General features: G+C 41.5%; 18 protein-coding genes and 1 pseudogene. 1 reads left to right on the top strand and 18 read right to left on the bottom strand.

What is annotated here, in order from left to right; all coding sequences use genetic code 11:
• Positions 1-80: 80 nt before the first annotated feature.
• From CGC50_RS13810 to terL, 15 genes and pseudogenes are all read right to left on the bottom strand, one after another.
• Positions 81-413, bottom strand: a complete 333-nt coding sequence (locus tag CGC50_RS13810; RefSeq protein WP_157909463.1) for a hypothetical protein — start codon at positions 411-413, stop codon at positions 81-83.
• The gene (locus tag CGC50_RS11785; protein WP_232781129.1) at positions 413-688 is read right to left on the bottom strand and encodes a hypothetical protein; all 276 of its coding nucleotides are present in this window, start codon (positions 686-688) and stop codon (positions 413-415) included. The genes CGC50_RS13810 and CGC50_RS11785 overlap by 1 nt, the downstream gene beginning before the upstream one ends.
• Positions 668-957 (bottom strand): annotated as a pseudogene (locus tag CGC50_RS11780) (transposase); the annotation flags it as partial. The pseudogene CGC50_RS11780 and the gene CGC50_RS11785, both read right to left, overlap by 21 nt.
• Positions 958-1,095: 138 nt before the next feature.
• Positions 1,096-1,689, bottom strand: a complete 594-nt coding sequence (locus CGC50_RS11775) for a hypothetical protein (protein ID WP_095910957.1) — start codon at positions 1,687-1,689, stop codon at positions 1,096-1,098.
• Between the two features lie 11 nt (positions 1,690-1,700).
• Complete coding sequence (locus CGC50_RS11770; protein ID WP_095910956.1) at positions 1,701-2,276, bottom strand: hypothetical protein; 576 nt, start codon at positions 2,274-2,276, stop codon at positions 1,701-1,703.
• Positions 2,277-2,786: 510 nt separating this feature from the next.
• Positions 2,787-3,401 carry a WbqC family protein gene (locus CGC50_RS11765; protein ID WP_095910955.1) on the bottom strand — a complete coding sequence of 205 codons (615 nt, stop codon included), beginning with the start codon at positions 3,399-3,401 and terminating at the stop codon, positions 2,787-2,789.
• 6 nt (positions 3,402-3,407) lie between these two features.
• Positions 3,408-5,009 carry a signal peptidase I gene (gene lepB / locus CGC50_RS11760; RefSeq protein WP_095910954.1) on the bottom strand — a complete coding sequence of 534 codons (1,602 nt, stop codon included), beginning with the start codon at positions 5,007-5,009 and terminating at the stop codon, positions 3,408-3,410.
• A 105-nt stretch (positions 5,010-5,114) separates the two neighbouring features.
• The gene (ric, locus tag CGC50_RS11755) at positions 5,115-5,840 is read right to left on the bottom strand and encodes an iron-sulfur cluster repair di-iron protein (RefSeq protein WP_095910953.1); all 726 of its coding nucleotides are present in this window, start codon (positions 5,838-5,840) and stop codon (positions 5,115-5,117) included.
• A 289-nt stretch (positions 5,841-6,129) separates the two neighbouring features.
• Complete coding sequence (locus CGC50_RS11750; RefSeq protein ID WP_095910952.1) at positions 6,130-8,943, bottom strand: 2-oxoglutarate dehydrogenase E1 component; 2,814 nt, start codon at positions 8,941-8,943, stop codon at positions 6,130-6,132.
• Between the two features lie 293 nt (positions 8,944-9,236).
• Entirely contained in the window at positions 9,237-10,106 is an 870-nt protein-coding gene (locus CGC50_RS11745) for a lysophospholipid acyltransferase family protein (protein WP_095910951.1), read from the bottom strand.
• A 16-nt stretch (positions 10,107-10,122) separates the two neighbouring features.
• Positions 10,123-11,814: a dihydrolipoamide acetyltransferase family protein gene (locus CGC50_RS11740; RefSeq protein WP_095910950.1), complete on the bottom strand. Its 1,692-nt coding sequence runs from the start codon at positions 11,812-11,814 to the stop codon at positions 10,123-10,125.
• A gap of 162 nt (positions 11,815-11,976) precedes the next feature.
• Positions 11,977-12,585: a recombination mediator RecR gene (recR, locus tag CGC50_RS11735; protein ID WP_002669543.1), complete on the bottom strand. Its 609-nt coding sequence runs from the start codon at positions 12,583-12,585 to the stop codon at positions 11,977-11,979.
• Positions 12,586-12,600: 15 nt separating this feature from the next.
• The gene (gene pheT / locus CGC50_RS11730) at positions 12,601-15,027 is read right to left on the bottom strand and encodes a phenylalanine--tRNA ligase subunit beta (protein ID WP_095910949.1); all 2,427 of its coding nucleotides are present in this window, start codon (positions 15,025-15,027) and stop codon (positions 12,601-12,603) included.
• Positions 15,028-15,248: 221 nt separating this feature from the next.
• Positions 15,249-15,581: a hypothetical protein gene (locus CGC50_RS11725; RefSeq protein ID WP_232781128.1), complete on the bottom strand. Its 333-nt coding sequence runs from the start codon at positions 15,579-15,581 to the stop codon at positions 15,249-15,251.
• Between the two features lie 109 nt (positions 15,582-15,690).
• On the bottom strand, positions 15,691-17,508 hold the full coding sequence (terL, locus tag CGC50_RS11720) for a phage terminase large subunit (protein ID WP_455578801.1): 1,818 nt from the start codon (positions 17,506-17,508) through the stop codon (positions 15,691-15,693).
• Between the two features lie 209 nt (positions 17,509-17,717).
• On the opposite strand from terL, the gene CGC50_RS11715 reads away from it, so the two are divergent.
• Positions 17,718-18,533: a hypothetical protein gene (locus tag CGC50_RS11715; RefSeq protein WP_095910948.1), complete on the top strand. Its 816-nt coding sequence runs from the start codon at positions 17,718-17,720 to the stop codon at positions 18,531-18,533.
• Positions 18,534-18,577: 44 nt separating this feature from the next.
• On the opposite strand, the gene CGC50_RS14185 is transcribed toward CGC50_RS11715, so the two are convergent.
• The 3 genes from CGC50_RS14185 to CGC50_RS11695 form a co-directional block, all read right to left on the bottom strand.
• Positions 18,578-19,318: a hypothetical protein gene (locus CGC50_RS14185; RefSeq protein ID WP_232781127.1), complete on the bottom strand. Its 741-nt coding sequence runs from the start codon at positions 19,316-19,318 to the stop codon at positions 18,578-18,580.
• 109 nt (positions 19,319-19,427) lie between these two features.
• Positions 19,428-21,020, bottom strand: coding sequence for a hypothetical protein (locus CGC50_RS11705; protein WP_157909462.1), 1,593 nt, complete (start codon positions 21,018-21,020; stop codon positions 19,428-19,430).
• 608 nt (positions 21,021-21,628) lie between these two features.
• Entirely contained in the window at positions 21,629-23,176 is a 1,548-nt protein-coding gene (locus CGC50_RS11695; RefSeq protein WP_095910946.1) for a RagB/SusD family nutrient uptake outer membrane protein, read from the bottom strand.
• Between the last annotated feature and the right edge of the window lie 5 nt (positions 23,177-23,181).

Below are 23,181 nucleotides of genomic sequence, written 5' to 3'. Positions count from 1 at the left end.
AAGAATTAATTGCGAGCCTAAGTGTAAATCCTTCGAAAACGGGATTTTCTCTAAAAGCAACAGCATAACCTATTTTAGCATCAACAAAATTGAAAACCGAAAGTCCTATATGAGGTTCTATAGCGTGGGTGTTGATAGCGAAACCTCCACCTAAAATAATCATACAAATTTTCAGCACCTACTTCGGGGATGATTTGCACTTTTGAAGGCATATCACTATGAAAGCCTATATGCGTACCCCCATACAAGGATATCCCTGCTAAATCGGGTTCAGTATTTAGAGAAGCTCCGACAAAAAATAGGTTATGAGAGCGATTGGTATGGGTATAGCCTAACTTTGCCCCCAAATATTCAAAATCCTGAGCTACAACGGCACAGGGCAATAAAATAAATAGAAAGAGTAAGTGTTTCATTATTTTTGTTGCTTTTTCCATTCTTCTTCACTTAAGGGTTGATAACCCGGACCACAACTGCCTTCATATTCACATTCTGATAAATAACATTCAGCATAAGCGGCTTTATCCCACCATTCTTTAAACTTTGGCAGACCGAAATACTGTTTTTCCTTTAACCAACGGTCATTTCCATTCAAAAAATAACGCAATCGCCCCATCGGAAAATAAATGAATTGAGGTGTCAAGTTAAGGACATACCAACTGAAATTGGAAATAGGATTTCTTTCAAGCATTCTTTTTATTAAACTGTTAAAGATAGTCTCTTTGCTCTGTGAGCGATTGATTCTAAAACTATACTCAGCTAAATAGCGGTCTATGTTAAATTCTGATACCCAAGAATATATACCTCGTATCCAAGATTTTACTTGGTGTATTACTTTGTGTAATGTAGGAAAATTCTTCCCATTATTACTCGGTTTTTGAGTTATATTATAGTCCTTTATAGGTCTATAGTCTTTCCATTCATCAGTCTTATATAAGCTGTTTTACTAATGTGTTTGTCTAGATATTCTTCGCAATCTAAGTCTGTTTTAAAGCGTTCAGTAAACTCTAAGAGGCTTTATCCCTTAAATAATTCCATAATACATTAATTTTCAGAGTGCAAATATATGAAATTATTTTGACACCTCAATAAGGATTTTTAAAAGTCAAACCAATGCAAATTATCTGTAAAAAGAGTTATAAAGAAAATAAGTGCTAATAGTATGATGATAAATGGTATGACATCCATTAATAAACTGATAGTCAGCGGTACAGAATCAACTCTTTCTTTTTTAGCATTATTGCCAATCATTTTTTGTAATTCTTCTATTTTTAATTTGTATTGTTTTGCTACTTCTTTGCTAAAAGGATTTTCCGAGTAAATAAAATATATTGTGCCATTAATGCGCAACATACGTCCTATTTTACCTTTCAAACTTTTGAGATAAAAAATCTTTACTTTTTCAAATTCAGTTAATAATTGCTTGTTATTGCGTGTGTAAATAAACTCTCGTTGATTTTTATTATTTACTTCAATAATAAGTTTTCTACTTCTGAGTTTAACATATCCAAAAGTACATAAAACTAACATAGGTAAACATATACGAATGACTAAACCCCAGAACTTCTGAAGTTCAGATGTATAGAACATCGGTAGAAGGAACAAAATAATAAATACTATAAAAACTATAATCCCCTCCCATAAGGATATTGACCAAAACTCGAATGTTTTTGATTTGGCAGATACACTCATAATAAGGATTTTTAAAAGTCAAACCAATGCAATTTATCTGTAAAAAGAGCTATAAAGAAAATAAGTGCAAAAGGAAGGCATATAAGTAGTGTGCCATAAATAGTCCAGAGCATTAGAAATGGTATCCAATCGATAGGTTTGCGGTTAGGATTATTACCTATTACACTTTGTAACTCTTTAATATTCAAATCGTATTCCTTTATCTTTTCTTTACCAAAATCTTCCGTATAAATATAAAACAGTTCGTTTTTAATTCGTATCATAGACGCTGTTCTACGCTTATACAACCTTATATAAAAAATTTTGTTTTCGTTACAAGGAACTACCAATGATTTATTATTGATTCTGCAATTAAGTTTTTCATTATCAATTACTTCAATAGAAAGTTTTTTAGACCTTATACGACAATATCCCAAAACACAAAAGCACAGCAAAGGAACATATATACGGATAATGATGCCTGCCCATTTTTGAAAATAAAGAGAGGGGAAAATAAACAAAAAAGCAAATGCCCCAAAAATTATAAAACTCTCCCACAAAGGCAGCACAGAAAACTCGAATGTTTTTGATTTGGCAGATACTCTCATAATAAAGATTTTTAAAAGTCAAACCAATGTGTATTGAAGCCGTCTCGACTTTTAAATAATTTGTGAAAAACATAAGGATTCCTTATCTTTGTATTTACAAACCCAAAAGACAAGTCATCCCTATATTAGAAATTTTAGACAAAGATACGATAATAAATGAAATAATACCTCATCTTCCTATAGAAAAAAGAGTGTTGATGGAAGTCATACACCTGCTATTTGTGGAGGAGAACAAACAGCAAAGTAATGCTTGGTGTGATTCTTATCGCTCTATATTGAATCATTTTGATACAGCTATTAGTAGCTGGAAAGGATTTAATTACTTATCCTTTATAATTATAGGGCTCAAAAAATTTAATACAAAAAGTCAAGATGAACTTCATAGTCAAATAGAAATAATCCAAAAAATCGACTTAAGAAAAGACAATATCCCCCCCTGTTCTCTGCTCTCCGTTCACTGTTCTCTGCTCACTGCTTACTGTTATCTGTTATCTGTTATCTGTTCACTGTTCACTGTCCCTCCTGTAAATAGTCTAAAGCATGGTTACCTTCATGAAAGAGCAAGTCCAAGATACTAAGGTTTGGGATAAAACCATGTTTGTCCGAGAAAATCTGGTAATAAGGTGTCTGTGTACCTTCATAAGGACGCTTGGCATCAGTAAGATAGCGAAAATCCTCATACTCTGGGTAGTTTTCCTTATAGGAAGTTGTCTTCTCCCACTCCACAGAAGCATGTAAGCAATCCAAAAGCACCTCTATCGTCTTGAGATTCAAGTCCAATAGAAAAGTATGCTTTTGGGTAAATATAGGTACAATCTTATCCTCGTAGTACTCAAAATAAGGAGAAGTACGATAAGCTGTCTGTAGCGTTTTCCAATGTTGTTTCTGCCAAGCTACATTGTTATCTACCCGCACCTCTTTATAAAGCTGTCGCCCTGTCTCCCCTCCAGTGTGTAGGATAGGTACCGTGAGGATTTGCCTACCATTCGCCCCATAGATATACGTGCGATTGCGATAGGTCTGCTTTTGGTAATTATCCGATACTTCCAAAATACAAGGGGTCGTTACCAATAGTGAAAAAGAGGCTATCGTAGGGAAATAAGTAGGGTGTAATAATGCCTTCATGTGCTGTTATTTCTTTACTTTTCCTTTTTTGTATTTCTTCTTATATACCTCATAACCAATATAGCTAAGTACTCCTAAGCCCAATACCCAATAGAGGTAAGAGACGGGTTCTCCCTCACCATTGACAGTGGTAAAGAGGCGGTTCCAGCGAATTTTATTCAAGCCTGAGGCATTGCTATCCCAGCTCATCCAGATAAGTACTGGCTTACCTACCACATGATCAAAGGGCACAAATCCCCAATAGCGGCTATCTTCGGAGTTATGACGGTTGTCCCCCATCATCCAATAGTAATCCTGGCGGAAGGTATAAGAGGTCACCTTCTGCCCATTGAGTAGAATATCCTCTCCTTGTACCTGTAGGGTATTTCCTTCATACTCAGTGATAATACGCTTATACAGTGGCAGATTCTCTGTGGTGAGCTGTACGGTTTTGCCTTCAGCAGGGATCTCCACAGGACCAAAGTTATCTTCACTCCAAGCATAGTGCTTACTATGAGGGAATATAGCAGGATTGTACTCCTTAGGACTTATCATCTTGGTCACACTCTCTACATGAGGGGTTTTCTGCAATTTCTGGGCTACTTCTTCGGTGGCGGATTGTACGACAAACTCGGTATTGCTCCTAAATCCAGAAGCATCCGTTACTCCAAAGTTCTGGAACAGATAAGCAGGAAGCAACTGCTCAGCTGTATACTGCCCTCCATAGAGGCTTACAAGATAATTCTGAAACTCAGGAGATACACGTACTATATAGGATGTCTGCAACTTAGCTCTCACCGGATAGATTTCTTTCTGCCCATTGATATACACATCCCCCTCACGTATCTCGAAGGTATCTCCCGCTATGGCCACGGCTCTTTTTACATAGTGAGATTTTTTATCTACCGGCTTATATGCGTGATAACCAGAAGGATCGCGGAAGAAACGCACCGTATCAGTAGGCCAGTTGAATACTACTATATCATTACGCTTGATCTTCTGCAAAGCAGGCAAGCGCAAGTAAGGCAACTGAGGCTTAGGCAGATACGACTTCACTCCTACCAAAGGTAAGGTATCATGCACCATAGGGGTAGCAAGAGGGGTCATAGGCAGGCGTGCCCCGTAATGGAACTTACTGACAAAGAGAAAGTCCCCTACCAAAAGGGTCTTTTCCAATGAAGAGGTAGGAATTGTATAAGGCTGGATAAAATAGGTATGTATAGTAGAAGCTGCCACTACAGCATAGAGAATCCCATTGAGCCAAGAGGGTACATTCTCGGCGATTACCGCCTCACTTTTTCCTATATATTGAGTTTTAGGCTGATACATCACATAAGCAATAAAAAGCCCTAAGGTCACTACTGCCAAGAGGGTATAGCGCTTCTGGCGGTAGCCAAATACATGCAACCACTCATAGGCCAATACCACAGCCATAATATTGCCTATTACAGGCAAATATACCAAAAATACCCACCACCAAGGGCGCTCAATAATCTTCAGAAGAATAAGCATATTCCATACAGGTACAAAGGCTTGCCACCCTTTGTAGCCTGCCTTCTGGTAGCCTTTCCACAAGAAAAGCCCTTGTAGGAGCTGAACTCCTAAAAAAATAGTTAGATAGGTCAACATGAATATTTCTTTTAGCGCACAAAGATAGCATTATTTATGCTTTTACGCAAAAAAACTACTTAGAAATTTTCCAAGTAGTTTCCTCTTAAATTAAATTGCTATGAGTTATGAAGCTGTTTGTATCTTTTTTTCCAATTCAATAGCTTTAGGGAATAGGATATTATTCTCCAAGTGGATATGACGATGTAGGTCATTTTCGAATTCTTCCAACATTGCATAAGTAACTTTATAGGTGTTACAAGCATCGGCAGGAGGAGTATATCCTTGGGTAATTTCAGCTATTTTAGCAAAACGATCTCCCTCAATAGTATGATCGTGCTTCATCATTTCAATAGGGTTTTCCACTGTACCAAAGTGAGAAGGCTCCAAAGGGGTACCACTCTGGGCAGCTTGAGCCAATTTCTCAATAAAGGGAAAAAGCACACGCTCTTCTTTTTGGAAGTGTTCCCCTAAGTCATGAGCACTTCCGGTAAAGAGTGCATTTACCTCAAAGAGTTCTGGGTGTCTGTCTCCATGCACCTTGCAAAGCTTATCCAAGAATTGCAATAACATAGGAGTTTTTTCCCTTACATATTCGTGGTGTATCTTTACAATATAGTTAGCCAATAAGTCTAAAGGCCAGCTACTTACATCTACATTATCTCCTTTTCCAGAAGGCAAAGCAGAGAGCTCATCTATGAGTTGTTGTTCCATAACTTTTTTCTTTTCACAAGCCTCTTCTATGGTTCTTCCACCACGACAGCAGAAATCTATTCCGTGTTTTTTGAAAATAGCAGCCGCACGAAAATCTTCTGCTACTATCTCCCCAATTGTTTTATTTGTAAAATCCATTATTTTTTATTTTTTGCAAAGGTATAAATTATTTTCCAATTACCTATTATAAAAATATCTTAAAGTCTTTTTTTAACTTTTTATATAATAGAAAAACATCATCAACTATTTCACAATCAATGAATTTAAATAGAATTTTAAACAATAATTAACGTTCTTATTTTTCGCTGAAAACAAAATAAATCAAAAATAAAAACTATAGTTGATTACTTCTCTATCAAATTGTAAAAAAACAGATAGAGGTTATTCTTCAGATAACCTCTATCAAATTATTGCAAAAAGCCAATTACTATATAGCTAAAAACACCTTATCTATAGCTTCCTGATGGCGTGCTTTGTGGCGCATAGGGCTTCCTGGAGCTGGTGCAGAATATGCATTGGCCGCAGCCAATCTCCATTTTACTATATCGAAATTCATGAGCATATAGCCATAAGCCCCCATGTTCTTAGGTTCTTCCTGAGCCCATACATAATCGGTCACATTTGGATAGCGTGCAATTATAAGCTTAAGCTCTTCTATAGGGAGTGGGAAAAGCTGTTCTATACGTACCAAGGCTACATCCTTACGACCCAATTTTTCTCTTTCTGCCAAGAGGTCATAGTAAAACCTTCCTGAACAGAAAGTAAGGGTACGTACTTCTTCTGGATTCACCTGAGAATCATCCAATACTTCTTGGAAATATCCTTGAGTAAGTTCTTCAACAGAAGAAATCACCAATGGATGTCTCAGTAAGCTCTTAGGAGACATCGCTACAAGGGGCTTTCTGAAAGGAGCCTTGAGCTGACGGCGAAGCAAGTGGAATAGGTTGGCTGGAGTGGTACAGTTGGTTACATACATATTCTGGGTAGCACATAGTTGTAAGTAACGCTCCAAGCGAGCTGAAGAGTGCTCTGCTCCTTGTCCTTCATAACCGTGAGGCAAGAGCATTACCAAACCACTTTGGTTTTTCCATTTGTCCTCACCACAACATATGTATTGGTCTATCATAATCTGAGCACCATTGGCAAAGTCACCAAACTGAGCTTCCCAGACAGTCAAGGTCTGTGGAGCAGTAAGGGCATACCCATACTCGAATCCTAACACCCCATATTCGGAAAGCAAAGAGTTATATACATGGAAAGTTCCTCCGCCTTGTTCTTTTATACGGGATAGAGGAATGATACTTTCTTCTGACTCTTCCTCTTTGACTACAGCATGACGGTGAGAGAAGGTACCACGACCTACATCTTCACCAGAGAGGCGTACATCATGCCCTTCGGATAAGAGAGTTGCAAAAGCCAAGTGCTCAGCCATCCCCCAGTCTACCTTATTTTGTTCAAAATAAAGATTATGACGCTCTTTGATAATCTTAGTTATCTTATTGATAAACTTCTTATCCTCAGGAAGTGTAGTGATAAGCTGGGCTAAAGCATCCAATTTTTCTCTCTCATAGGCAGTACTTATCTTAAGTAGCATATCCTGCTGAGAAGCAATATGCTCCAATCCCTTCCACTCATTCTGCATGATAGGTGTGATGATCGTAAATTCCTTTAGGCGAGAAGCCTCCAATTCTGTATCCAGATGATTGCGGAAAGTCTCCTGATAGGCTTCTATCTCCTGAGGAGTGATCACTCCTTGTCTTACCAAAGATTCTGTATAGATCACTGTCGGATTGTTATGACCCCCTATAATCTTATACAAGGCAGGTTGTGTGAATCGAGGTTCGTCCCCTTCATTATGTCCATATTTTCTATAACCAATTACATCGATAAAGACATCATGCCCAAAAGCCATACGATACTCCATAGCCAAAAGCATAGCACGTACTACCGCTTCGGTATCATCGGAATTGACATGCAGCACAGGCGATTGGAATCCTTTAGCTACATCTGTACAATAGGTAGTAGAGCGAGAATCCGAAGGATTGGTAGTGAACCCTATTTGGTTATTAATCACTATATGAACTGTTCCTGAAGTAGTATAACCACGAAGGCGCTCCATCTGCATTACCTCATATACAATTCCCTGTCCAGATACAGCCGCATCGCCGTGCATAACGATAGGCAATACCTGAGAAGGATTATCAGCATAGTGAAGATCTTGTTTAGCGCGTGTAATTCCTTGTAGGACAGCACTTACTGTTTCTAAGTGAGAAGGGTTGGGCGCAAGGTTCAACAATACTTCGTTACCCTTGGCTGTAGTACGATGGGTAGTAAGCCCCAAGTGGTATTTTACATCCCCATCAAATTCGGGATCTAAATAATCCTTACCATCGAATTCAGAGAACACATCTTGAAGATTTTTCCCTAAGATATTGATAAGAACATTCAGACGACCACGGTGCGCCATTCCTATGACTACTTCTTTTACCCCTCTTTGGTCAGCAGCTGCCTCAATAAGAGCATCCAAGGCAGGGATTACCGCTTCATTTCCTTCCAAAGAGAAGCGCTTTTGACCTACATATTTGTTATGGAAAAAGTTCTCTAAAGTAGTAGATTCGGCTAATTTCTCCAAGATACGTTTCTTTTGCTCTTTGGAGAACTCAGTAGTATACTCTCCTGAATATATTTTTTCTTGGAACCATTTCTTTTCTTCCTCATTATCCAAGTGCTCAAACTCTATGGCGATACTCTTAGTGAAAGTATCTTCTAACTTTTTCAAGATTACAGAAAGAGGAGAAGGTGCCAAATGGATTTCCTTAGCGGCATCAAACACTGTGGAGAGATCAGCCTGAGAAAGGCCAAATTTTTCTAAGGATAGGGATACCTGTGGCGCTTTACGCTCCTTGAGCGGATCTATCTGAGCAAGCAGATGTCCTTGGCGCTGGTAAGCCTTGATCAAATTAAGTACTTGCAATTCTTTCTCTACCTTGCCAGAGACTGGCACGGGAGCAGCTTGAGGGGAAGAAGCTACTGAGGAAGCCGCAGGAGCAGCTACCGTAGAAACTTCTTGAGGAACTGATTCCTGAAAGAAATCATCTCCATAGCTCTCACGAGCAAAATCAAACCCCTGGAAGAATGCTCTCCAACTGGCCTCCACCGAGTCGGGATTCTCCAAATATTGGTCGTACAAATCTGCAAAGAACTGTGTATTTGCAGCATTAAGAAAAGAATATTTGTCCATAAGGAATCAAGATTTTATAATAAAAATTCTATATGTGATATTTACGGGCAAATATACAAAAAAATAATGATAAAAAGCCTTTTACTTTTAGTTTTTTTTCACTGAAGATTTTCTCACCAAATCAAAGGTTCTACTATCCTTTTCAGAGGGCATATCATCAGAAGACTTCTCTCCACTCTGCCTTAAAATGCAAGACTTCTTCTTTGGTTTTCAGTACCTTTATTTCTATGGGGTCATAACTTTTTAGAAAACAGTTCATTTTACAAACTTTCCATCAAAACTACTCGGTGCGCCTACTTGGCATGTTTGAAGCGATTGTGTGTCCATAGGTAGTACTGAGGTGCTTTCCGTATCTGATACTCAAGCATTTGGGTGAAAACATCAGTAATCTGGTGCTCAGGAGTCTGTTGCGGTTCTTCACTGATAAGAGTAAAAGTAGCCTCATAGTAGCCTCTTTTGACCTTCTGTATATCACAGAAGACCACAGGGATATTGAACTGACGAGCGATACGCTCTGCCCCTGTGAAGACGGGCACAGTAACCCCCATAAAAGGGCGCCAATAGTTCTTAGGAGAACTCGATGGAGATTGGTCAGAAGCCAAGCCGTAGGCACAGAGCATTCCCTGGTGCTGCTGGCGACGTATCTCCTCTATCGCCTTGTAGCGAGAGATGAGGTAACTGTGGAATCGCTCCCTGAGACGGCGTATATATCGGTCAAAATACTTATTGGTAATAGGCGTATAGAGTGCATAAGAAGTGTGGGGTATCTGCGAAGCCAAAGAGAGCAACCACTCATAACTATTGTAGTGCCCACACATGATGATAAAGCTTTTCCCCTTCTGGTGAAATTCCTCCAAAATTTCCTTGTTGGTATAGGTCATTCTTCTGTGCATTTCCTTTTGAGAAAAAGACATCGTTCTGACCATTTCCAAGAAAATATCGCAGAAATGATGATAGAATTTCTTCTCTATTTCTTTGATTTCCTCCAAAGATTTTTCTGGGAAAACACGTACAAGATTCCCCCTTACTACTCTCTTGCGATAGCCAATAACTCTATAGATAAGAAAGCAAAACCCATCCGATAGGCCATAGAGAAGCCTATCGGGCAGGCGAGAGATTATCCAAAGAAAAGGATAAGCAAGGTAAAAAGTCAGCCATTGCATAGGGCAAGGAGTATGGTTATACTTCGCGGGTGATATCCCACTGTTCGAGATACTTGGCCACTCTTTGGACAAACATACCCCCAAGAGCTCCATTCACCACTCTATGATCAAAACTGTGAGAGAGCATCAGTTTGTAACGGATAGCGATGACATCCCCTTCAGGTGTTTCCACCACCGCAGGTACCTTTTGAATGGCGCCGATGGCTAAGATTCCCACTTCAGGCTGGTTAAGGATAGGCGTACCGAAGAGGTTTCCAAAAGCCCCTATATTGGTCACTGTATAAGTACCTCCCTTGACCTCTTCCGGCTTGAGCTTGTTCTCACGGGCACGCTTGGCCAAGTCATTAACCGATTTAGCCAATCCTACCAAGCTTAATTGATCCGCATTCTTAATTACTGGCACGATAAGATCTCCATTGGGCAAGGCTGTAGCCATCCCTATATTGATATTCTTTTTCCTAAAAATACGTTCACCATCGGTAGAGATATTCATCAAAGGAAAATCCTTCAATGCTTTAGCTACTGCTTCTATAAAGATAGGAGTAAAGGTAAGTTTTTCTCCTTCGCGGCTTTCGAATTGTTTTTTGTATTTATTGCGCCAGTTCCAGATACGAGTCACATCCACCTCGATAAAGCTGGTTGCATGAGCCGATATATGCTTGCTCTCGCTCATATAGTTGGCAATAAGCTTGCCCATACGAGTCATCTCGATCACCTCCACATTGTCATCGACAGGAGAAGGTGTATAGGAAGTTGTCGCCAGCGGTGCTTGCTCAGGAGCACTTACAGGTATCTGTAAAGAGGCAGCAGGAGTAGCTTGAGCCGCCGGAGTAGGAGTAGCCTGAGCCGCTGGGGCAGGAGTAGCCTGGGCTGCAGGAGCCTCTTTTTGAGACTGGGTAGCGGCTAAGTTCTTTATAAAATCGTCAATATCAGGATATTTTACTTCATGAGTTTCTGCTACTTTCTGCTCTGTGGCTGCCTCTTTTTCCTCTTGAGCAACCGGTAAAGCTTCTGATGTAGAAGAAGCAGGAGTAATTGTCGCTGGATCAGGAGTAACCGCCACTTGCGCTTGTTCTCCCTCTTGTCTTGTTCTATTTTCTAAATAGCGAAGAATATCATACTTAGTGATGCGTCCCTGAGCCCCTGTTCCCTCAATAGAGGCCAATTCCTCCTCTGATATATTTTCTTCTTTGGCAATGGTTCTTACCAAGGGAGAGTAGAAATCCTTTTGAGTATCTTCCTGTGAAGTAGCATCCGCAGAGGTATCCACTTGAGTAGGCACATAAGGTACAGCAGGCACTACCTCTTGTAGTTCTTCCTCTGAAGTAGCTGCGGGTAGGGCTATCTCCTGAGGCTCCTCAGGAGAAGAAATGTTCTCTTGCTCAGGTTCCTCTATAGGCAATAGTTCCTCAGAAGAAGGAGTAGCCTCAGGCAGGGCAATAGTAGGCTCCGATGCGGCATTTTGCTCTATTGTTTCGATCACTGCCATGAGCTGTCCTACCTTTACCACGGTTCTTTCCGGAGTAAGGATTTCGGTGAGGATTCCCTCTACATCACTGGGAATTTCAGAATCAACTTTGTCAGTGGCTACCTCCACCAAGATATCATCCAAGTGTATGGTATCCCCTACTTTTTTAAGCCAAGAAGAGACAGTAGCCTCCTCAACGCTTTCTCCCATTTGTGGTAATTTTAATTCGTACCTTGCCATTTTTTTTAATTGTTAATTGTTAATTGTCAATGATTAAAGCAATAGACTAAAGATTCATTTGATCTATTTTTTATTGTTTTACTTCTATTTGTTTAAGCATTGCTTTTACAACTTTATAAATAGTTTTTAAGTTCTGACTTAGTAAAACCCAACGACCTCCTCCTACATCACCTGAAAGGGGATGCGGTGTAGGATACTCCTGCCGAGGGTTACCTCATCGGTATATTCGAGTTCGTCCCCTACGGATATGCCTCGGGCAATGGTAGAGGTGGTAATATCCAAGCCTTCTAACTGTCTGTAAATGTAAAAATTGGTTGTATCGCCTTCCATGGTATTGCTCAAGGCAAAGATAATTTCCTTGACAGAACCTTCTTTTACCTTTTTGACCAAGGAGGCGATGGTCAGCTCATTAGGCCCCACTCCGTCGATAGGAGAGATTTTTCCCCCGAGCACGTGGTAGAGCCCGTTGTACTGTCCGGTATTCTCTATAGCCATGACATCTCGCACATCCTCCACCACACAGAGCAAGGAGCTATCCCTATGGATATTGGCACAGATGTCACATATTTCCGTATCAGATATGTTATGGCACTGCTTACAATAAGTAATCTCATTGACCAAACTGACCAAAGATGCTGCCAAGCGCTCGGTTTGTGCAGGAGGTTGCTTGAGCAGGTGTAAGGCCAATCGCAGGGCGGTGCGCTTTCCTATTCCTGGCAGTTGTGAGATCTCATAGACTGCATTTTCCAATAATTTGGAAGAAAAATCCATCATGGTACATTACAATTAAGAGCGCAACTGGGCACCCACTTGCTGCTGGAAGGCAGCCAGTAAGGACTCCATTGTCTTATCTATCTGCTTATCCGTAAGGGTTTTATTGCTATCCTGTAGGAGGAACCCTACGGCATAGCTCTTCTTGCCCTTAGGGAGTTTGTCCCCTTGATATACATCGAAGAGGAATACCTTTTTGAGTAATTCTTTTTCTGTCTTATGGGCGATATTATAGATCGCTCTGAAGGAAACATCCTCATCCAAGAGCAGTGCCAGATCGCGGCGTACTTCTGGATACTTAGGGATTTCCCTATAAACAACCTTCTTAGCCAGATGTTCAAGAGCTACCTCCCAGCGAACATCGGCATAGTATACCGCTTGCTTGATTCCGAAATGATTCAAGATATTTGTCCTGACTATCCCTAAGGAAGCCAAAGTCTGTTGTCCCATTTTTAGAGTTATTCCTTCTTGGAATATTCCTTCTGTGGTAGGCTCTTCCTGATAATCTACGATTCCCAAGCGGGAGAAGATAGCTAAGAGGTAGCCCTTGAGCTGGTAGAAGTTGGTCTTCTCAGTAGGGGTATTCCATGTCTCGGGATAGGTATTTCCAGAGAGGAAAAGCGCCAAGTGCTTAGGCTCGGTGTAGCTCTGCTCTACCTTGTGATAAGTTTTACCAAACTCAAACAGCGCCAAGTCAGTGCGCTTACGGTTGTTATTGTAAGCGATGGTTTCCAGACCTGAGAAGAACATGCTCTGTCGCATCACAGCCAGATCCTGGCTAAGTGGATTGAGCAATGTCACCCTCTGGGCTGGTTGAATATCCTCAGAAAGTGTCTCGTACTGAGCTGTAGTAAGGCTATTGTTCATTATCTCGAAGAATCCCTGAGCTACGAGCTGGTCAGCAATAATATTTTGTACATTGAAATCTTCATATCGGTTGGCATGTGCCATAGAAGCACTCACCTTGGAAGGAGCTTCAACATTGTTATAGCCATATACACGAAGTATCTCTTCTATCACATCCACATCGCGCTGTACATCGACCCTATAAGAAGGCACCGTAAGCCCCATACCTATCTCGGTAATGCTATTAATCTGGATACCCAGAGAGTGTAGAATACTCTTGATGACATCGCGAGGGATCACCTGGCCGACAAGTGCATCCACTTTTTCATAGGTGAGGAACACTTGGAAATCCTCTATTTTTCTGGGATAGAAATCAATCACATCGGAAGAAATCTCACCTCCAGCCAATTTTTTGATCATAATAGCGGCTCTGAGCAGCGCATACTTACAGTCATCGGCATTGACTCCCCTCTCGAAGCGGAAAGAAGCGTCGGTAGAGATTCCATATCTTTTGGCAGTTTTGCGAATCGCCACAGGGTTAAAGTAAGCACTTTCCAAGAAAATATGAGTAGTATCTTGACTTACCCCTGAGTTGTTACCTCCTAATACCCCCGCCAAGCAGAGTGGTTTGTCTACATCGCAGATCACCAGATCCTCGGCTGAAAGGGTTCTATCCACCCCATCCAAAGTTTGGAATTTTTCACCCTCAGAGGCATTGCGGACAATGATCTTCTTACCTGAGATACGCAAGGCATCGAAGGCATGTAGGGGCTGCCCCAAGTCGTGGAGGACATAGTTGGTCACATCCACTATATTATTCTTAGGAGTGATCCCTATCGCCCTAAGCCTGTGTTGTAGCCAAGCGGGAGAAGGAGCTACCTTGACATTGGAGATACTCACTCCACAATAGCGAGGTGCCAATTCCTTGTTGTCCACCAAGACATCGATTTTGAGCAATCGGTTTTCTACAAAGAAATCTGTTACTGAAGGAGTAATAATTTCCTTATTGGTACCCCTCTGCAAAAGTCCTGCTCTTAGATCACGGGCTACGCCTAAGTGACTCATCGCATCTGCACGATTTGGAGTCAGGCCTATCTCAAAAATAGTATCGGAGACAATATGAAAAACCTCACTACAAGGCTTGCCATTGGGCAAAGAGCTATCCAATACCATAATACCCTCATGACTCTCACCCAGACCCAATTCGTCCTCCGCACAGATCATTCCATGACTCTCTTCCCCACGGATTTTGCCTTTCTTAATCTTGAAAGGTTCCCCTTGCTTGTCATAGAGAGTAGTCCCAATGGTGGCTACAGCAACCTTCTGTCCTTGAGCTACATTGGGAGCCCCACAGACAATAGGTACTACGCCTCCCTCGCCTAAATCCACCTTGGTAAGGCTTAGCTTATCGGCATTGGGGTGCTTGGTACACTCAAGTACCTCACCTACCACCACGCTAGCGAGCCCTCCCTTTACACTCTCGTAAGAGTAGATGCCTTCTACTTCCAAGCCTAAATCGGTAAGAATCTCGCCTACCTCTTGGGCTGGTAAATCAATCTTGAGGAAATCTTTTATCCAGTTATATGAGATTTTCATAAAATGATACTATATTTTTTGGAATGGCAAAGTTAGTATATTTTATTGTAATGAGAAAATTTTTTTGATTGAAGTTGCTAACTGATAATACAAAAGACTGATTATTAATTGTTAATGATCAATGGTTAATGATCAATGGTTAATACTCCAACACTGGCGAGGGGGCTTGCAGGTCTTGTTAGTAACAAAGAATTGCTTCATAATACTTGGAAGGAGATTTGTCATGTGGTGGGGAAGGCGAATTGATTCTCTTGTTGGAGGGCGAATTGACTCTCTTGTTGGAGGGCGAATTGACTCTCTTGTTGGAGGGCGAATTGACTCTCTTGTTGGAGGGCGAATTGACTCTCTTGTTGGAGGGCGAATTGACTCTCTTGTTGGAGGGCGAATTGACTCTCTTGTTGGAGGGCGAATTGACTCTCTTGTTGGGGGGCGAATTGCAATTCGCCCCTACACATGTGTGACACAACACTGGTATTAGGTATTTGTTGGTTACATTCTTCACTCTTCACCACATACCCAAGCTCATTCGCTTGGCTACACTTTTCACTCTTCACTCTTCACTCTTCACCTCATACCCAAGCTCATTCGCTTGGCTACACTTTTCACCACATACCCAAGCTCATTCGCTTGGCTACATTCTTCATTCTTCATTCTTCACTCTCTTTACCATTGTAGCAGTTCTGAGAGGGGAATCTTGCGGGGAGGTTGGCGGCACTCCACCGAGCCCGTGAGAGCATCGGGGGCATCGTCATGAGGGTTGGTTCCCTCCTTGAGGTAGCCCATGAGGTCACGGGCAAAAGTCGGAAAGCGTTTCTTCCAATCCAAGGGCATGTGTACTAACTGCTGCACTGAGGACGAGGCAGAAAAAATACGCGCTATCTTGTTCTGTGATTGATGGAAGGGATAGAAGCGGGTAAAGTTGTTCCCCATCTGCTGAGCACGTTCCTCCAGATTATGAGCAAAGAGTCCTCCGCCGTTGTTACTCTCTATATGGCAGCGCTCCACCTGATGCTCCAAGAGCTTATGGGCAATCTCCTGCTCGGTTACCTTCATTGGATCCTTGGTATAGAGTACATCTACAATAAAATTCCCTTCTTGCGCTTCTTTGTAAAAGAGCGCACAGAGGTAGTCGGCACCGTTATCAGCAGCGTCGATATAAGCCACAGAGTAAGTACGTGAGGGAATCTCGGTATAGCACTGAAACTCCTCATACATAAGCCCTTGTGAAGGTTGCGGGTTCTGCTGGTAAAGACTCTCGAAGACAGCCCCATTGCGCTCCTTGATCTGTAGGAGCTTTTCCAGATTGTGCCGTTCTGGCCAGAACACCTCTCCCTCTGCTCTGGGGTCAAGAGGGGTGGGCGGACTGTCCTTGATAGCAGGAAAACTCAGCAGTACCCACCCGTGCGGGTTGTCTGTAGGGTGGTAGATACCTTCCTTCTGCAAGAGACGGCCGGCGAGGTCATCCTCATGCCAGCGGGTGAAAACCAAGAGCTGTTGGCTGGAGTTGTGCAGTCGGGTAGAGGCTACCGTATCGTACCAGTCGGCTATATTCTGCCGTATCAGGGGCGACCATGCCGCAGCGGCATCCTTGTAGAGGTCATCCATGATAAGTATATCCACTGGTTCTCCTGTGAGAGAGCCGCCGACTCCTATGGTCTTGAAACTCCCCTGATAGCCCACTATCTCGCACTCGTCGGCATTGCGAGCGTAGCTACGGCTCTTTCTTGCTGGATGGGAAGAGGGAGAACGTGCAAGAGTCGCTTGTGGAAACAACTCATGATAGGTATCCTCGTCCATGATACGCTGGAGTTCACGGTTGAACTTGCGTGCCTTGGTAGCATTGTAGGAGACGATAGCTATGCGCTTGTTGGGATTACACCCCAAGACAAAAGCCGGCAAGCGGCGGGTAGCTCCCTCGCTCTTGCCATGCTGAGGCGGCATGGTAATCATCAGCTTTTGGATACGCCCCAAGGCAAAATCAGTGAGTTTTTCGTAATAAGTCCTGTGAAAAGGTGCTGGCTTGAAGTAAGGGAGCGTTTTCTGGGTAAAGGTCAGGAGGTTGAAGACAAGGGGTTTTTCTTCCAATAATAGGGGGTGCTGGGTAGCAGGTGTTATATATTGTGTTTGTTCAGGAAGGGTGGGTTGGGATTGGGTAGGTTGTGAGGCAAATTCGGGTTGGGCGAATTGCAACTCCGCTTGTTCTCGGACTTTGCCCCTACCGCATGGGGTATCATCGTGCATCAACGCTTCTTTTCCCTCTTCATTCTTCACTTTTTTCTCTTCACTCTTCAAAAACCACCCTTCCATTCTCCCCAGTAGAGAGATAGCAGTAAGGCTCTCGCGGAGGGAAGCCACATGGGTCTTCCCACCACGTTCTATTTCTTCGCCATTGACGATTTTCCATAGGAGGTCTGTTGCTGAGGAGCGCATTTCTTTAGGGAATATGAAAAGTAAAGCGTGAAGAACGAAGAGTTGGCTCATTCTTCATTTTTCACTTAATTTGCAGCAAAGATACCACATGGAGAAGGCGAAGTCAAGGGAGATTGCTGTGAGAAGTGAGAAGAGAAGTGAGAGGGGGTTAGGGATTGGGGATTGGGGGGATTTTTGAATTGCTAAAATAATAATAATTTATTCTTGAGTATTTATCTTTTTTGTAACTTTGCACTCTTTAAAAAATAATTTATAGAAAAATGAAACGATTAGGAATTTTCTTGCTTTTAGCAAGTACCCTTGCTTTTGGCCAAAACCAGAACAAAAAGACAGGTTGGGATGCTGCCAAGCTCAAAGGAAAAGTAAAGACTTACATCATAGAAGACTATCGTATAGATGAAAATGGGAAACCCTTCAGAGGGAATACAGAGCTACTCACCGAGTTCGACCCTAAGGGACGTACTACTAAGATGCAAGTCAAGAATAATGGAATGATCATGTCCTACCACGATACCTACAATGACCAAGGGTATCTCATAGAATCCATATCCAAGGATGAGGACAACAAGAAACTTTCCTCCAACCTATATGAGTATGATCAAAAGGGAAACCGCACCCGCCACGACCTACTCACTGCCGAAGGAAACCTTTTCATGAGTACCTTCTCGAAATACAATGATAAAAACCAACTTATAGAGAAATCCAGCTGTGTAGGAGGGGTATGCGATGAGAAGAGCGTATTTACCTATGATGACAAAGGATACCTTATCCAAGAGGAGAAATATAAAAAAGATGAGCTCTCGGCCAAGACCCTCTATAAGAACGATGCCAAAGGGAATCCCCTAGAGCGCCTCACTTATGATGCTGAAGGTAAACTCCTAAAAAAGATAACCTCTACCTATGATAAGGAGGGTAATGAAACTGAGAACATTGTCTACAAAGGAGATGGTACCATAGCCCAGAAGAAAAACTATGTATACCAGTATGATAAGAAGAGAAACTGGATCAAAAAGACTGAAAGTGAAAACGGAGAACTCTCTCTGATCATTCAACAAAAATTTGAATACTACAAATAAAAAAAGCTGCCTATGGGCAGCTTTTTTTATAAGATTAAAGGCAGTTATTCGTTAGGGAAACGTACTTCCTTAGTATTCTGCCCGCCAGTGAGCCCCACTTCGGTACTTCCTTCGGTAGGATAAAGTACATAACCACTATTCTGCTTCCAAGAAACAGTATAGGTACCCAAAGCCCCAATATACCTTTTAGTAGTCTTTCCTTCTATCACATAGGCCTCACCATTGACTTCAACTGTATAAGGATTTCTGGAGGTATTGATAAGAATAATAGTCCCTGCCTTAGACTGTCCTGGGTTTACAATATTGGCATTGCCACTGTTATTATTGTTATTATTGTTCCCATTATTACCGCTATTGGTTGTTACCCCCAAGGTAAGGTTCACCTGTTGACTTTCGCCAGGCTTGAGAGTTACAGGAACCACTTTTTTTAGACTTTCCTTAGAGACTTCTTTTCCAAAAATATTTTTCTTAGTTTCGGTGTAATATACCACAAAACGGTATACTTCCTGATCGTCCTTAATATCCAAGCCAGAGAATTCTGCTTTTCCTTCGGCATTAGTAGCCGATTCTTTGGCATGGAAAGTAGAGCCTGCTCCCCAAGCAAATTCGTTGAAGGCATAGACCACCCACTCTTTCAGAGGAGTTCCATCGGAATCCCTTAAAAGGACAGTAACATCGGTTTTACCTTCCAATTTGTTACGTTCTTCTTTGCTACAAGAGAGGGAAGTAAGCGCCAAGAATAGTCCTAAGATCCCAGCCGCTACCTTTGTAATGATTTTCTTCATATTTTGAATAATTTTTAAGTAAGGGCAAATGTCTTTGAAAATAAGGGAGAATGGCCACACATACTCAGCTGTGCCAGCTCGCTGACTTTGCCCCTACAGATGAATGTTTTTAATGGAAAGTTACTGTTGCCACTTTCTCGCTACAAGAGGTTGTTACATTCCTTTGTCCTGTAGTAGGATAAATCGCATAACCACTTATTTGTTTCCAAGAAACCTGAATTTCTTGATTAAGAGGAACCTTAACTTCAAGATCAGCTCCTCCTCGTACAGTACGTTCTATACCATTAACTTTAACAGTATATGGATTATTTCCATTAGATCTATTTTGAACTATGATTGTTCCTTTAGAAGAAACTTCATAATCTACAAAGACAAATCTGGCATCTGTTGTTGTTATAAAACGTCCTGTCTTAGTCTCTCCACAAGGAGTCTTGGTAGTATAAGAATAGTTTCTATTGGCATCCAATTGGAAAGTTGCACGACCATCTGAGGTACGCTTAGTCTGACCTGATACAGTAATTTCTACATCATCCCATAAGCGATTGTCTATGTCAGTTACAGAGAAGGTCACATCTACTTTTTGAATCACAGTAGTGAAGCTAATAGTAGCTTCTTTTACTTGTTCATCCACTACAGTTAAATCCAATTCTTTGTAATCATTATCCAATAGAACAACCACTTTATAAGATCCTGCAGAGATAGAAGCATTAGCTAGCCCTTGAGCATCTGTAGTCACCTTAGTAGCCCCTTCTAATGCTGTCAATGCTGAGCTTTTGCTATAGGATAGTATTCCTTGTGTAGCTTTCCAACCATTAAAATTTATCAATTGAACACCTGTTGCGAAGTATACATCCTGATTTTGCAATGGGCTACCATCCTTAGTCACTGTGATTTTAGCTCCTGTTGGCTGAATAGCTCTTAAAGCAATAGATATAGCGTTATCCCCTTCAGTAATAGTGTGTTCTACGAGTTCAGAAAGGAATCTATTAGTACGAGGATCCATCACTACAAAGTAAAGCTTTTTACCAATATATTCTTTTACATCGAAATCCACTTTTCCATTTGTAATTTCTTTGATTCCCTTATTCGTAATTCCCCCTGGTCGGGGATCTTGATCATAGAAAAGCACTTTTGAACCAGCTACTTGTGTTCCTGTAATAGTAACTTTAGCTACAGCCTGTTTCTCAGAAGAAGCCACAGGAGTATAAGTAGTATTAATTCTTTTGAAATATTCCTTAGTTGTTTTACCTGCTTCTGTTGTAGTGAGAACTAAGAAATCACCTTCTTTACTTACTTTAGTCTTAAGATCACCTATAGTAAGATTATCACCCTGAAGTGTATAAGCACTTTTCTTAGGAGCTGTAGGATTACATTCCTCCCCTCTATCAGCCCAAATACTTACTTCTGTCTTTGAAAAAGAGAAATTTCCTAATTTGTAACATTTCAATAACGCTTGATGAGCTGCTTCTGTACTTGTTGACAATTTTACATTATTGATTGCTACATCTTCCACCTTCCAAGTTCCTTGTAAGAAATCAGTGGTTACGGCATTTTGCGATTGTTGTTGTCCGCCTCCTGTTTGTCCGCCTCCCGTCTGAGTTTGGGTTTGGGTAGATGACGTGGAGTCATCACTCTTAGAACAGCCTACAGTGAAGGCTGTAGCAAGGCAGATAGCAGCCAAAAACGTGTAATTCTTTTTCACGAGTTATAAAAGTTTAATTTTTGTTCCTACTCTGTTGAAGGTTTTTCGGATTCCACCTATAATTATTAGTTATATTCGAATATACAATAAAAAAGTCAGCCAACCTATGGAAGACCCATAAACTGGCTAAGCGTTATAAATAGCACACATGTAAGTGTTAGCTACATATACTAAAGTATTTATGTGCTGTGCTGTGCTGTGCTGTGCTGTGCTGTGCTGTGCTGTGCTGTGCTGTGCTGTGCTGTGCTGTGCTGTGCTGTGCTGTGCTGTGCTGTGCTGTGCTGTGCTGTGCTGTGCTGTGCTGTGCTGTGCTGTGCTGTGCTGTGCTGTGCTGTGCTGTTTGCATTACAAAGATACGAATTTTAATTGAATTATACAACTATTTAACAATAAATTATATCTAATTTTCAAAAACTATTAAGTGATATCCCAGCAGAGAAATCTTTCTTATTTTCAATGGGCAAATTTAGTATTTATTTTCTTATTATTAAAGAGAAAAATGTTAAATTTATTAGTCTTTTTTTCTTTTTAATACTCTTCTATCCGAAAATAAAACTACTGACAAAAAAAGAGGCTACCCGAAACGAGCAGCCTCTTTTTTTGTTAGATTACCATCCTGGATTTTGTTTCCATTTTCCTTTTTCATAAGTAATATCGGTAGCAGGAATAGGCCATGTCATTTTGTAATATCCTGCAGAGATATTCAACTGATGATATTCGTTGGCAGGAGAAGTGAAGATGGCATCAGTATTCTGTGGTGTACCACGTACCACCCCTAATCCCCAACGCTTGATATCGTGAAGGCGGAACCCTTCGAAAGCTAACTCACGATTACGTTCGTTCTGTATTTCAGTCAGAAGCACATCCCCAGTGGCTGTTAGCGCAGTGGTCAGTCCACGAGAAGCGCGGAGACGGTTGAGGTATACAAGAGCGTTAGCCTCATCCCCATTGCGGTAAGCAGCCTCGGCTGCGATAAGATATTGCTCTGCTATACGGAACAATTTCGGTTTGTGCATATAGGTAGGCAGCCCTGAGGGATTGCTCTTTAGGTTGCTATTATCCGGATACTTGTTTACCAAATAGATATTGCTATATACAGTATTTCCATAATCGACAAAGAGTTTTTGGAAATAAATACTTTTTCTATAATCCGCTGTATCGAACAGATCTACAAAAGACTGTGTAGGGATATAGCTTGGGTTATAGAGGAAGCGGCGCAAGCGACGGTCGAAGTTATTAGCCCCTATATAGATATCATTGGCCTTGGGTAACTCAGTGACAATGCTAACATTGCCTGTGGAGGAGGCAGCTGCATAAATCTGGACAATACTCTCCACTGTAGCATCCTCAGCCCAGATATTTTTAAGGGTAGCGGAAGAAGTAGCCAAAGGATAAGTACCTGCATCAATAAGAGCCTTAGCTGTCTGATAAGCTGTTGCCCACTCACCTTGGTAGAGTAACACACGTGCCTTGAGCGCTTTAGCAGCATCTACAGTAAAAGTAGTAGAACCTACCTCTCCTGCTGTATTGGAAAGATACTCCTCGGCCAAAGCAATATCACTAAGGATAAACTCATAGGTTTCCTTCAAAGAGCTCGGTGCAGGGAAGTCTGCTACCTTAGGCTCCCTTAGGATAGGGAGTCCATAAGCAGAAGAAGCATCATACGCCCCACAGAAGTGAGTAACCAAGTAGGTGTAGAAATAAGCACGCCCTAAATAGAGTTCGCCCATATTGCGCTTTATTTGTGCTTTTTGAGCAGTCTCTCTATCCTTTTCTATTGGAATAGAAGGGATTCTCTGGAGAGAGAGATTGATATCCTGTATTGCCTTGAAATGAGCCAACCAGATAGCCGCAGTCGTCTCATCGGAAGAAGTGAAAGTATTCCCCCAACGGTGAAGCGCAGGAAGTTTTTCATTATCACGGCGTACTGCATTGAGGAAATCAGCTTGTATGTCCGTGCTTATCATGGCATTTCCGTAGGTATTGTCGCGCAAGGCTCTGTACATACCATTGACCCAATACTGAGCATCTTCGACATTGAGGTAAGCCTTTTCGTCACTCAGATCCACATAAGGCTCTTGATCGAGCTTAGCACAACCTTGCAGAGAGAGTGCTAAGAGAATAAATAATGGTAATTTGTTATATATTTTCTTCATATTTT

This window comes from Capnocytophaga gingivalis, assembly GCF_002302415.1.
In the GTDB taxonomy this organism is placed as follows: Bacteria; Bacteroidota; Bacteroidia; order Flavobacteriales; family Flavobacteriaceae; genus Capnocytophaga; species Capnocytophaga gingivalis.
The sequence above is the reverse complement of the archived record's forward strand: the minus strand, read 5'-3'. Positions and strand labels throughout refer to the sequence as shown.